Consider the following 13,365-nt stretch of genomic DNA (forward strand, 5'->3'; position numbering starts at 1 on the left):
TTTAAGGCTGCTTAAGCCATTGCGCATACGCGGCATAGATTGTGTCCAAATCGAGTAATTGCGTCGAAGCAAACAACACATCGGCTTCTGGTAAATGCGCGGGGTCACCAATACCTACCGCCATCATGCCTGCACGATGAATCGATTCCACACCCGCAGCCGCATCTTCCACGCCAATACAGTCTTTAGCCTGCAACTGAAAGGCTTGGGCGACATCCAAAAAGACATCGGGTGCAGGTTTTGAATTTGGAATTTTCGCTGCATCCGCCACATAATCGAAATTATCTTGCATTTCCAAACAAGCTAATACTGTGAACGCGTTTTTACTGGCGGAGGCCAAACCAATCTTAATCCCGTCAGCACGCAAAGTGGCTAGTAAGGGTTTAATATTGGGTAGCACTTCAGCAGGCGTCATTTTTACAATTAAGGCTTTGTATAGCTCGTTTTTGCGTGTCGCCATTGCTTCTTTTTCAGCAGCACTGAATTGTTGTGCCTTGCCGCCTTTTTCCAAAATGAGCTCCAAAGATTCCATCCGGCCAACGCCTTTAAGCTTTTCATTGAATACTTCATCGAATTCAATGCCCAAACCATGTGCCAAATCACGCCATGCGAGAAAATGATAATGCGCTGTGTCGGTAATTACGCCATCCAAATCAAATATAAAAGCTTTGGGTTTCATCAGTTTATCCATTATTGCATTACCTTCGCTTGGCCTTGCGTGAGTGTGAAAGCTTGATCTTTGTGCTTGAGGGTTAAGTGGCTACCCGTTAATAACGCATATTCAACCTGATCCGCCTGCACCGACACTTGCAAGCTCATATCATGAATTTGTACTGTAAAGCGATAGCCAGTCCAAGCGGGTGGCAGGGCAGGGTTAAAGACTGGCGTATCTTGTTGCCAGCGTAGACCTGCAAAGCCATACACAATCCCCATCCATGAGCCTGCCATATTGGCTGCATGAATCCCATCCTTGGCATTGTGATGGAAATCGTCTAAATCGGTGCGTGCCGTTTTAATGTAATACTGATAACTCTGCTCCATATCGCCCAGTTCACAAGCTAAAATGCCATAAATGCAGGTGGATAACGAAGAATCGTGTGTAGTAATTTTTGCATAATAATCAAAATCACGTTTTTTCTGTTCTAGGCTAAATTGATCCGATAAGAGTAATTCAGCGAGCACCACATCCGCCTGTTTACAAACTTGATGGCGATAGAGCGTGAGTGGGTGATAATGCATTAACAGTGGGAATTTATTGCGTGGTGTATTGGCAATGTCCCACACCGGACGCGATAAGAAACTATCATCTTGCGCATGGATCTTGAGGCGTTCGCTATACGGCAGGAACATGCGTTCTATAATACGTTGTGCCAAAGCACGATCAAAGTTTTCGGCGAGTGCTTGTGTGGAGGGCGATAGTTGTAAGCCTAAATCGAAGCATTGCAAAGTAAACGCCATTTGGCTTTTTACCATGGCATTGGTATACATATTATTGTTGACCAAGCAGGTATATTCATCAGGCCCTGTGACTTCTTGAATACAGAATGCCCCCGCTTTTTCTGGGTCAAATACGCCCAAATCCATCCATAGTTTAGAAAGTTCAAGCAGCATTTCAAAGCCGTAACTTTCCATAAATAGTTTATCGCCCGTGACTAAGTAATAGAGGCGAATCGCATAGGCAATATCCGCATTAATGTGGTATTGCGCCGTACCCGCAGGATAATAAGCCGAGCACTCATAGCCATTAATAGTTCGCCATGGATATAAGGCGCCTTGTTTATGACCCAATTCCAAAGCACGTTCTCTGGCTTTATCCAGTGTGTTATAGCGGAACAGGAGGAGTTGCTTGGCAATATGCGGGTTGGTGTAAACGAAGAAGGGAATCATGTAGATTTCAGTATCCCAGAAGTAATGCCCTTCGTAGCCTTCGCCCGTCATCCCTTTGGCACTGATATTTGTGTAGCCATCTTTTCCCACCGCTTGCGTGAGGTGGAACATATTGAAGCGAATCGCTTGTTGCATCGGCTCAGCACCGTCAATACTAATATCCATTTGCTCCCAGCTTTTCGCCCACCAAGCCTCGTGCTCAGCTTTGAGTGCCTCAAAACCTAAGGCTTGAATACTTTCCACTTGTGCGACAGGATTTTCCATCTCATAGCGGTCATACCACATATATTTGGTGAGCGTTAAGGTCTCGCCTGCTTGAATCTGTCCTTTACCGACTAAACACAAGGCTTGGGCAGTTTGCTCAAACGCCGTGTTAATCGTTTTCAAACCACCCAGTTCATTGGCTAAGGTACAGCGAAACTTTAATTTGGAAAGCGTAGTCGAGCCATGAACTTGCAAAAGCTGGTGATGCTGATGCGTTTCACTAATACGCCAACTAGCATCCTCAAAATTTACCCCCACCCGAGGATCTTGCTCACGCGTTAGGTTTTGACGATCTAAGGCAATGGCACTGGTTAAGGTAATCGCGCCACTAAAATTTAAAGCAGTCACTTTATATTGCAAACAAGCGAGATGTTTATAAGTAGCAGAAACAAAGCGGATCGATTCAATGTTAACTTGATCGCCACTCGGTGATTCCCACACGATATGACGTGCTAAGCTTGCGGTTTTAATATCTAAATAGCGCTCAAATTCGAGTATCTTGCCTTCGTCCAATGAAAAAGTGTGGCCGTTAATACTGAGATTTACACTTTTTGGATCCGGCAGGTTGATCATGACTTGGCTTTGCTCAGGATAGCCAGTGTATTTTTCGCCATACTGTAGAGGATGAAATTCATACAGACCATTTAAGTAAGTGCCCGCATGGCCTAACTTGATACTTTCTTCTTCAAAGCTGCCACGTAAACTTAAATAACCATTGCTCAGTGCCATGAGCGATTCTTGTTTGCGATAGTCGTTAGGCGAGAAGCTGTCTTCTTTCACCCACCAACCCGAAGCTGTTTGCGATGCTTGTGTCATATAGAATTTCCTAGCGTGAGCGCGCAATGAAAGCCTTAAATCAAAGCGTTTTGAATGTCTGAAATAGGCGGTTTTTTGCTGTATTGTAGAGTTGCAGACTGCCAGAAAACGTGCTGAATACCAACTAGAAAAAACGAAAATTTTGTAAATTTTTAATAAATTTGATAGCGCTTTGAAAAGCACTAAGCAAAGCGCATCGAGTTTTCCGATAGCGCCTGTCTTGCTCATAGAAGAACGAAACTCTGATTTTTATGCGTGCTAGGGGTGAGGAATTTAGTTTATAACTCAGGCTTTATGGTCTCAGTGAAAATTGGAAGGAGCTGCTGTTGTTATGAGTCATGATGAACTGACTACCCCATTGTTGGAAACTCGAAGTTATCTCATGGTTCGCACCTTAGTCGGTGGTATGAATGTGGCTAGTGCCGTGTATGGAACTGTAATTTCACTTGCCGTTATTGGGGCTTGGTATGCGGATGAAACCTCAGGCGCGTTAGAGACCCTGTTGAGCGTGTTGGCGACGTTATTCGTATTTTGGGTAGCACATGCTTATGCCCATGTCGTGGGGCAAGGTTTGCCTGTGGGTGGCTCACGCTTGCAGATTAAACACGCTTTTCAACACGATTGGCCTATTGTGCAGTCAGGTTTCTTGCCGATGTTGATTTTGGGCTTGGGTGAGCTAGGTGTCATGGGTGAACGTGTGGCAATGTTAATGGCACTGGGAGCTGGTATTTTATTACTAAGTCTCTTTTGTTTAACCATGGCGCGGGCGGCTGGACGTAATTGGCAACAAGCGCTAGGTATAACAGGGGCTCTAGTGGCCTTGGGTATTTTGGTTGTCGTTTTAGAGATTAACTTGGGTTAGTAATACGCTTCAGTAAGCCCACCTGAAGGGACTTGGCTATGGGGATATATTTTATGACAAAACCTTTGTCGCTAGGCGATGGAGGTGTTACAATCGCTGCCTTTTTAGCAACCTTAAAATCAATCTGGAGCTTTGGACGATGTCTCTGAGTGCACAACAAAAAGCGGAAATTGTAGCTCAATACCGCCAGTCAGACACTGACACCGGGTCGCCGGAGGTGCAAGTAGCGCTGTTATCAGCTAATATTCAACACCTTACCGACCATTTCGCTGTTCACAAACATGATCACCATTCGCGTCGTGGCATGTTAAAAATGGTCAATCAGCGCCGCAAATTGCTGGACTACCTGAAAAGCAAAGATCTGCACCGTTATCAGGCGTTGATCGAGCGCTTAGGGTTGCGTCGCTAAGCAGATGCACCGAAAACACCGCAAAATTTGCGGTGTTTTTGTTTATACCGAGTTCTATCAGCTATGTTATTGCGTCACGCAGGAAGGTTGTTCATCAACGTTCTATGCGCCTAGAGTGTTCATGAACAGCCTGCCCGTGACTCCTTTCTCTTAGTCATTTAGTTATCTAGGCTTAAAAAATCTATGGCAAAAATTACCAAAACCTTCCAATACGGCCAAAATACCGTCACGATTGAAACTGGCGAAATTGCGCGCCAAGCATCCGCTGCTGTTATGATCAGTATGGATGAAACCGTTTTATTAGTCACCGCTGTCGCAGAAAAGCAAGCAAAAGCAGGGCGCGATTTCTTTCCTTTAACCGTTAATTATCAAGAAAAATTCTACGCTGCGGGACGTATTCCAGGCGGCTTTTTCAAGCGTGAAGCTCGTCCGACAGAAGAAGAAACCTTAGTCGCCCGCTTAATTGATCGCCCGATTCGTCCTTTATTCCCTGAAGGTTTTACCAACGAAGTGCAAATTGTTGCTACCGTTGTGTCCATGAACCCCCAAGTGCCTGCAGATATTCCAGCGATGCTGGGTGCTTCTGCTGCTTTAAGTTTATCCGGCGTACCTTTCCAAGGGCCTATTGGCGCGGCACGAGTGGGTTATGTCAATGGTCAGTATGTGCTCAATCCGTCTGTGGAAGATCTGAAAACATCCGCTTTAGATTTAGTGGTGGCTGGTACAAATGAAGCGGTGCTGATGGTTGAGTCCGAAGCCAACATGCTAAGCGAAGAGGTTATGCTCGGTGCGGTGGTATTTGGTCATGAGCAAATGCAAGCTGCTATTAAGGCGATCCAAGAATTAAGCGCCGAAGCGGGTACAACCCCATGGGATTGGACACCACCGGCTGCGAATGAAACGCTGATTAAAGCTTTGGCAGAAACTTGTGAAACCCATCTGGTGCAAGCGTTTCAAATTGCTGATAAGCAAGAGCGTTATGCACGCATTGACGAGATTTTAACGGAGGCTAAAACCAAGCTCTTGCCTGCTGAAGCTGCGGAAGGCCCTAGTGAAGAAGAGCTAAAAGTCGAATTCAAGAATCTCGAAAAGAAAGTGGTGCGTGGTTCGATCTTAGACGGTAAGCCGCGTATTGATGGGCGTGATCAACAAACCGTCCGTCCTATCACCGTGCGGGTTGGCGTGTTGCCACGCGCTCACGGTTCAGCCTTATTCACCCGTGGCGAAACGCAAGCCTTAGTCGTCACGACTTTAGGTACCGAGCGTGATGCCCAAGTAATCGATGCGATTACGGGTGAATATAAAGATTTATTTATGTTCCATTATAATTTTCCTCCGTATAGCGTGGGCGAAACAGGCATGATTGGCTCACCCAAGCGTCGTGAAATTGGTCACGGGCGTTTAGCAAAGCGTGGCGTGAAGGCAACCATTCCCCAAATGGAAGATTTTCCTTATGTGATTCGCTGTGTGTCTGAAATCACCGAATCGAATGGTTCAAGTTCGATGGCGAGTGTGTGCGGCAGCTCCTTAGCCTTAATGGATGCGGGTGTGCCAGTCACAGCCCCAGTAGCAGGTATTGCGATGGGCTTGATTAAAGAAGGTGAACGTTTTGCCGTATTGACTGATATTTTGGGTGACGAAGATCACTTAGGTGATATGGATTTCAAAGTGGCCGGTTCTAAAGATGGTATCACTGCGCTACAAATGGATATCAAAATTAACGGTATCACCAAAGAAATCATGGAGCGTGCCTTAGAACAGGCTAAAGCGGGGCGCTTATTCATTCTCGGTGAGATGGAAAAAGTGATGGCGGCGCCACGTGATCAATTATCAGATTATGCGCCACGTTATGTCACCTTAAAGATCAATCCTGAAAAGATTCGTGAAGTCATTGGTAAAGGTGGCGAAACGATTCGTGGCATTACAGAAGCATCCGGTGCCGTGATTGATATTAGCGATGATGGCTTTATTAAGATTGCTGCGGTGGATGCCGCTGCTGCACATAAAGCCAAGGCGATGATTGAAGCCATTACCGCTGAAGTTGAGTTGAATAAGGTTTATGAAGGCAAGGTTGCTCGTATTATGGACTTCGGTGCTTTCGTGACGATTCTACCCGGCAAAGATGGCTTATTGCACATCTCGCAAATCAGTCAAGAGCGTGTCGAAAAAGTCACGGATTTTGTCAATGTAGGCGACACGGTAAAGGTTAAAGTGATTGAAATTGACCGCCAAGGCCGTATGCGTTTGAGCATGAAAGACGCGGTCTAAAAACTGCTACAGTCATAATAGTAAAAGCCCCAATTTGGGGCTTTTCTTTAGCTGATTAAATTTTTAAGGCTTCAATAATCGCTTCCCGTACTTGTTCTTGTAACACAGGGTCGACTAATAACTCATCATTGCGGGTAGTCACGTAGAAAATATCTTCGGCTTGTTCACCTAGTGTTGTAATTTGTGCACTACGCACACGCACCCCTAATTTATCCAAAGTTTCCCCAATACGCGATAATAAGCCGGGCATATCGCCTGCCTTAACTTCCATCAGACTTAAATGTTTTTCAGGCAGTTGCCGGAAATGAACCCGAGTAGAAACATTAAAATTGCGCAGAATGCGGGGTTGGCGATGTTGTGGCACTTGGGGATGCGGCGCACGTAAATTACGTTGCATTGCCTGCACAATATACTCCTGATCATCAGGATCAGTAATCAATTTATTTTGCGAGCCGAGAATATGCAGGGTGTAAAGGTCATGAGTCTTATTTTGTAAAGAAACAATACGTGCTTGAACAATGTTAATACTCAATTGCTCTAAAGTAGAAACCACACGCGTAAACAAATCAGGCTTTTGCGGGCTATATACAAAAATAATAGTACTGCTACCTGAAGTAGTTTGGCGAATGCGAACTAAAGGTAAATTCTCGGCTGAAGTAGTGAGAATGTGTTCAGCGTGCCAGCAAATCGACTCAACCGAGTGTTGTAATAAATATTCATCACCAAGTTGCTCCCAAAAGTCGAAGCATTTTTTCGCGTCGAAACCCTCACGAATTAAACGATCTAGCGCGGTACTGCGTTTTTCTTCTAATAAGCTGAACGTTTTCTCAGAAATCGGTACGTTTTTGCGGAGTAAACTACGTGTACTAAAATAGAGTTCACTTAATAACGATTGTTTCCAACTATTCCACAGCTTCGGATTTGTCCCTTTTATATCCGCAATAGTTAGTAAAAATAAATAATCTAGACGATTTTGTGCAACCACTTGATTGGCAAATTCTTGAATAACCGTGAGATCGCTAATATCTTTGCGTTGTGCGGTAACGCTCATGACTAAATGATTTTGCACTAACCAACTCACTAAAGACGCATCATGTAAGTTTAAGCCATGCTCGCGACTGAAATTGAAAGCATCGACGGCCCCTAATTCTGAATGATCACCATTCCGCCCCTTAGCGATATCATGAAACAAAGCGGCTAAATAAAGTAATTCAGGTTTAGCGAGTGTTTTAAAAATTTCGCTACAAAAAGGTAACTCACTAGCGCCTTTAGCCGTGCTATATCGCCTAACATTGCTGATCACATAAAGTGTATGCTCATCGACCGTATAAGCATGAAATAAATCGTACTGCATACGCCCGACAATATTACCAAATGCCGGTAAATAAGCGGCTAATACGCCATAGCGATTCATTAAGCGCAGCACAAAGGTAATACGCGACGAGGAGCGTAGAATTTGCATGAATATTTGGCGATGCCAAGCTTGTTGGCGGAAACCGTAATCCATACGGTGTAAATTGCCACGAATTAAGCGAATTGTCTCAGGGGCTAATCCGGTCAATTCAGGTGTATTTTGCAACACCATGAATATTTCCAGCAACGCAGTTGGATAAAGGGTAAAGGTATCAGTTGAATTGACCGCTAATAAAGTGCCGTGTTTTTGATACCACTCTCCCACTCGAATTGGTTGCAAAACAGGGTCGGGGATTAGTTGACGACGCAAAACCCCTAATAACACATCAGTCAGGCGTTCGAGTTCGGTGATAGTTTGATAATAGCGCTGCATGAAGGCTTCAACGGCGTCATTACGGTTTGGCTGAAGGTAGCCGAAGCTTTTAGCGAGACTATGCTGATAATCAAATAATAATCGATCCTCTTTACGCCCGGTTAAATTATGCAGAATAAAACGAATGCTCCACAGAAAATCACGCCCCGCCCTTAAGCACTCATATTCGCCTGGTTCTAATAAATGATGTTCATGCAATTCAATAAGCGAAAGTTGCCCATATTCACGTTCGATAATCCAACTAATCATATGGATATCACGTAAACCGCCACGCCCTTCTTTTAAGTTTGGCTCAACACGATAGGCGGTTTCACCAAATTTTTGATAACGCGCCGTTTGTTCGCCGAGTTTTGCTAAAAAGAAAGTGGCGCTGTCCCACATATTGGCAGGGCTAATTCCAAAGCGCATTTGGCGATATAAGTCGCGATTGCCATAGAGTAGGCGTGCTTCAATTAAATTAGTAATAATGGTTAAATCAGCACGCGCAGCCTCTAAACATTCGCTTAAACTGCGTACACTGTGCCCAACTTCGAGGCTCATATCCCATAAAAACGTCAGAAAGCGCGAGATTTTATCCTGATCGACTTGTGCGTTATTGGGCAGAAGAATCAAGAGGTCAATATCGGACGCAGGATGTAATTCCTCACGCCCATAGCCGCCTACGGCAATTAACGCCGCTTCATGGGGTTTGAATCCGGTATTAAGCCAAATATCGACCAATACTTGATCGATCAAACCGGCATGATGATGAATTAAATTGCGTACCGGTTCGCCGTTTTGAAAATCTTGTTCGAGTTGTTTGCGAGCAGCACGCAAAAAGCGTGCGTAATCCATCGGTTTATGGGCGCTCGCTGCTTTGAACTCCTGATATAAGTCCAGCAGGGGATTTAAGCGAAGGTCAGGATTCATGAATGTAATAACCTGTAAGTCATGCGGCGTGTGAAAGGCTTAGGCTAATTTAAAACGTTCGCGAATCCGATCTTGCCAACCGGCCTCTTCAGCGCGCTCGGTCAGGACTTCAAAGCCTTGTTCGGTGACTAAAATCATGTGTTCCCATTGGGCTGAGAGCATGTGGTCTTTGGTGACCGCAGTCCATTGATCAGGGAGGATTTTTAGGTGGCGTTTGCCTTGGTTAATCATCGGTTCAATGGTGAATACCATGCCCTGTTCTAGCACGATGCCTTCACCCGCTTTACCGTAATGGAGAATTTGTGGATCTTCATGAAAGCGTTTGCCAATGCCATGCCCGCAAAACTCACGCACGACTGAATAACGATTTTGTTCGGCGTGTTTTTGAATCGCTTCACCAATATGACCGGTAGTGGCTCCAGGTCGGACTTGTAAAATGCCTAAATACATACATTCTTGGGTGACTTCCGCTAAGCGCTGTGCCGCGACGGTAGGCGGGCCAACATGGAACATACGGCTGGTATCACCGTGATAACCATCTTTAATCACTGTCACATCAATATTAAGAGAGTCGCCTTTTTTCAGAATTTTGTCGCTTGGAATACCATGGCAAATTTGATGATTGATGGAGGTGCAAATAGATTTAGGAAAAGGGGGTGTGCCATAACCTAAAGGGGCTGGCGTAGCTTGTTGTACATTGACGATATAATGGTGGCAAATATCATTTAATTCATTTGTGGTGACACCGGGCTTTACATAGTCCCCAATCATATTCAGTACTTCAGCCGCTAAACGGCCTGCGGTGCGCATTTTTTCGATTTCTTCTGGTGTTTTTATAGTAATGGCCATTCTATTCGCTTCCAAGTAGCACTTAAAATCGAATCATGGTATAAAGCGCACGCCTTTTTGGCAAACAACATTATTTTTACTATTCCACACATACATCGTCACAACCCGCAGGGTGCTCATTACGAGTTGTTGGTTGGGATGTATGGAGGCACTAACCCAGGAGTTAATTATGCCTAAAGTTACGATGCGCCAGATGTTAGAAGCTGGTGTGCACTTCGGTCACCAAACCCGTTATTGGAACCCTAAAATGGCTCCATACATTTTCGGTGAGCGTAATAAAATTCATATTATCAACCTCGAATTAACCCTGCCGATGTTCAACGATGCTATGAACTTCGTTGGTAAATTATCAGCACGCGGTGGCAAAGTGTTATTCGTAGGTACTAAGCGTTCTGCGCGTGAAGCAGTACGTGAGGCCGCCCAATCTTGCAAAATGCCTTACGTGAACCATCGCTGGTTAGGCGGCATGTTGACTAACTTTAAAACCGTTAAGCAATCTATTCGTCGCTTAAAAGAATTAGAAAAGATGGGCGAAGATGGTTCTTTAGAGCGTTTGAACAAGAAAGAAGTTTTAGTATTGAAGCGCGAGCAAGAGAAGTTAGAGCGCAGCCTTGGCGGTATTAAAGAAATGAAAGGCTTGCCAGATGCAATTTTTGTAATCGATGTTGGTTATGAAAAGATTGCGGTGCAAGAAGCACACAAATTAGGCATTCCAGTCATTGGTGTGGTGGATACTAACAATCCATTAACCAATGTGGATTATGTCGTTCCGGGTAATGATGACGCGATTCGCGCGATTCAACTCTACTTATCTGCCGCCGCAGACTCTGTGAAAGAAGGTCACGCAGTAGCAGCAGTGCCAGGTGCAGAAGAAACGGCTGTTGAAGAAGAGGAAGAAGTAGCAGTGGTAACGGCTGATCTGGATGACGAAGAAGACGATACTAACGGCCGTAAAAAGCGTTAATCCTTCTCGTTAGTTAACAGATTAGATTTAGGAGTAAAAGATTATGGCAATTACCGCCAAAATGGTACAAGAACTGCGTGAGCGTACTGGCGCAGGCATGATGGATTGCAAAAAAGCCTTAACCGAAACCAATGGTGATATGGAAGCTGCCATTGATTTAATGCGCAAATCAGGCGCATTAAAGGCTGAGAAGAAATCAGGTCGTATCGCTGCCGAAGGCCGTGTGGTTATTAAATTAAGTGCCGACCAAAAGAAAGCGGCCTTAGTTGAAGTCAACAGTGAAACCGATTTCGTTGCGAAAGACTCAAACTTTGTCGACTTCGCTGAGTCAGTCGCTGATGCGGTATTAGCGAGCGGTACAACGGATGCGGCTGCATTAGCGAATGTAAAATTAGCGAGTGGTCAAACGGTTGAAGAGGCGCGTGCTGGTTTAGTTGCTAAAATCGGTGAGAACATTCAGGTGCGTCGTGCGCAAGTGGTTGATGCAGGTGCAGGCTCCATTGCAACTTATATCCACAGCAATAACAAAATTGGTGTAGCACTGGTTTATACTGGCTCAGACGCTGAAATGGGTAAAGACTTAGCTATGCACGTCGCAGCTAATAATCCAGCAGGTTTGGATGAGTCTAGTGTGCCAGCAGACCGTGTGGCGCGTGAGCGTGATGTGCAATTAGATATCGTTATGCAAAGCGGTAAGTCACGCGAAATCGCCGAGAAAATGCTCGAAGGCAAAATGCGTAAGTTCTTGGCGGAATTGACTTTATTAGGTCAAGCCTTCGTTAAAGACCCCGCCGTTACAGTGGCTCAATTATTGAAAAATAAAGGGGCAGCGGTTACTAGCTTCGTGCGTTTTGAAGCGGGTGAGGGTATTGAAAAGAAACAAGAAAATTTTGCTGAAGAAGTGGCAGCCCAAGCAAAGCAAGCTGGCGGTTAATTCCTTCGCATTTTGTAAAAGAACAAGGGGCACAGTGTTGCCCCTTTTTCGTTTCATCTGTATAAAGTAGCTCACTTTAATACTTTAATAATGTCATTGTGGTTGTGCAGGAGATCAGGGTTATGGCTAATGCCGTGCGTCGGATTTTATTAAAACTCAGCGGCGAAGCGCTCATGGGTGATCAAGACTCAGGCATTGATCCTGCCATTCTAAAACGAGTGGCGTCTGAGGTGCTTGAGGTACAAGGCAGTGGTATACAAGTCGCTCTCGTGATTGGCGGCGGTAATTTATTTCGTGGGGCAGCATTGTCCGCAGCCGGTATGGATCGGGTACGTGGCGATCAAATGGGAATGCTAGCGACCGTGATGAATGCTTTGGCGATGCAGGATATGCTGGAGCAATTAGGCGGTGCTTGCACGGTGATGACTTCAACCCCCATGCAACCGATTGGTGAGGTTTATTCAGCGCATCACGCCCGCCAGTTATTAGAAGCAGGGCGTGTAGTGATTTGTGCCGGTGGAACAGGAAATCCTTTTTTTACTACCGATACCGCTGCTAGTTTACGTGCGGTGGAGCTACAAACCGATTTATTATTAAAAGCTACAAAAGTCGATGGCATTTATACAGCAGACCCCAAGAAAGATCCCAAAGCAACCCGTTATGAGCGCTTAGGCTTTGATGAGGCGATTGCTAAACAGTTGGGTGTTATGGATTTAACCGCGATGGTGATGTGTCGCGACAATAAATTGCCATTACGGGTATTTGATATGTTTGCCAGTGGTGCGTTGCACGCGATTGTGCGTGGCGAGCCAGTTGGCACTTTGGTGGAGATGTAAACATGGTTAAAGACATACTAAGTCAGTCCGAACAGCGGATGCAGAAAAGTCTCGATTCACTGCGTCATGAACTCACAAAAATTCGTACTGGCCGCGCGCATCCTAGTTTATTGGATCATATTACCGTCGACTATTACGGCTCCGACGTTCCCTTAAGCCAAGTCGCTAATATTAGCGCAGAAGATGCCCGTACTTTGAATATTACACCGTGGGAAAAGCCTATGGTGCAAGCCATTGAAAAAGCGATTTTGAAATCAGACTTAGGCTTAAATCCAGCGGCGGCGGGGAATGTCATTCGTGTACCGGTTCCGGCTTTAACGGAAGAGCGTCGTCGTGACTTGGTCAAAGTCGTCAAGAATGAGGCAGAAGGCGCAAGGGTTGCAATTCGTAATATTCGCCGGGATGCGAATGCTGAACTAAAAACTTTAGAAAAAGATAAGAAAATTTCTGAAGATGAACTGCGCCGTTCGGAAGAAAGTGTGCAAAAATTAACAGATAAATATATTAAAGAAGTCGAAGTCATTTTCGAGAAGAAAGAAAAAGACTTAATGGCGATTTAAACGCTTCAGAGTTCAAGGGCA

Annotated in this window: 11 protein-coding genes; 7 read left to right on the forward strand and 4 right to left on the reverse strand. The window is 45.1% G+C overall.

Features of this window, described 5'->3' with window-relative positions:
* Window position 1 precedes the first annotated feature (1 nt).
* Together pgmB and A3IE_RS0116605 are read right to left on the reverse strand one after the other, a co-directional pair.
* Entirely contained in the window at window positions 2-691 is a 690-nt protein-coding gene (gene pgmB, locus A3IE_RS0116600) for a beta-phosphoglucomutase (protein WP_020396753.1), read from the reverse strand.
* A complete protein-coding gene (locus A3IE_RS0116605; RefSeq protein ID WP_020396754.1) occupies window positions 691-2,967 on the reverse strand; it encodes a glycoside hydrolase family 65 protein in 2,277 nt (758 codons plus the stop codon). Before A3IE_RS0116605 ends, pgmB begins: the two co-directional genes overlap by 1 nt.
* A gap of 331 nt (window positions 2,968-3,298) precedes the next feature.
* Between A3IE_RS0116605 and A3IE_RS0116610 the strand changes: the two genes are divergently transcribed.
* From A3IE_RS0116610 to pnp, 3 genes are all read left to right on the forward strand, one after another.
* The gene (locus A3IE_RS0116610) at window positions 3,299-3,829 is read left to right on the forward strand and encodes a hypothetical protein (RefSeq protein ID WP_020396755.1); all 531 of its coding nucleotides are present in this window, start codon (window positions 3,299-3,301) and stop codon (window positions 3,827-3,829) included.
* 139 nt (window positions 3,830-3,968) lie between these two features.
* On the forward strand, window positions 3,969-4,238 hold the full coding sequence (gene rpsO, locus A3IE_RS0116615) for a 30S ribosomal protein S15 (protein WP_020396756.1): 270 nt from the start codon (window positions 3,969-3,971) through the stop codon (window positions 4,236-4,238).
* A gap of 183 nt (window positions 4,239-4,421) precedes the next feature.
* A complete protein-coding gene (gene pnp, locus A3IE_RS0116620) occupies window positions 4,422-6,506 on the forward strand; it encodes a polyribonucleotide nucleotidyltransferase (protein WP_020396757.1) in 2,085 nt (694 codons plus the stop codon).
* Window positions 6,507-6,561: 55 nt separating this feature from the next.
* Here the strand turns inward: pnp and glnD are convergent, their stop codons facing one another.
* Together glnD and map are read right to left on the reverse strand one after the other, a co-directional pair.
* A complete protein-coding gene (glnD, locus tag A3IE_RS0116625; protein WP_020396758.1) occupies window positions 6,562-9,201 on the reverse strand; it encodes a [protein-PII] uridylyltransferase in 2,640 nt (879 codons plus the stop codon).
* Between the two features lie 39 nt (window positions 9,202-9,240).
* A complete protein-coding gene (gene map, locus A3IE_RS0116630) occupies window positions 9,241-10,050 on the reverse strand; it encodes a type I methionyl aminopeptidase (protein WP_020396759.1) in 810 nt (269 codons plus the stop codon).
* Window positions 10,051-10,219: 169 nt separating this feature from the next.
* On the opposite strand from map, the gene rpsB reads away from it, so the two are divergent.
* From rpsB to frr, 4 genes are all read left to right on the forward strand, one after another.
* Window positions 10,220-11,014, forward strand: a complete 795-nt coding sequence (rpsB, locus tag A3IE_RS0116635) for a 30S ribosomal protein S2 (protein ID WP_020396760.1) — start codon at window positions 10,220-10,222, stop codon at window positions 11,012-11,014.
* A 43-nt stretch (window positions 11,015-11,057) separates the two neighbouring features.
* Window positions 11,058-11,948 carry a translation elongation factor Ts gene (gene tsf, locus A3IE_RS0116640; protein ID WP_020396761.1) on the forward strand — a complete coding sequence of 297 codons (891 nt, stop codon included), beginning with the start codon at window positions 11,058-11,060 and terminating at the stop codon, window positions 11,946-11,948.
* A gap of 122 nt (window positions 11,949-12,070) precedes the next feature.
* On the forward strand, window positions 12,071-12,784 hold the full coding sequence (gene pyrH / locus A3IE_RS0116645) for a UMP kinase (RefSeq protein WP_020396762.1): 714 nt from the start codon (window positions 12,071-12,073) through the stop codon (window positions 12,782-12,784).
* A 2-nt stretch (window positions 12,785-12,786) separates the two neighbouring features.
* Entirely contained in the window at window positions 12,787-13,344 is a 558-nt protein-coding gene (gene frr, locus A3IE_RS0116650; RefSeq protein ID WP_020396763.1) for a ribosome recycling factor, read from the forward strand.
* The last annotated feature ends 21 nt before the right edge of the window (window positions 13,345-13,365 follow it).

Origin of the sequence: Thiolinea disciformis DSM 14473 (assembly GCF_000371925.1) — a bacterium.
Classification (GTDB): Bacteria; Pseudomonadota; Gammaproteobacteria; order Thiotrichales; family Thiotrichaceae; genus Thiolinea; species Thiolinea disciformis.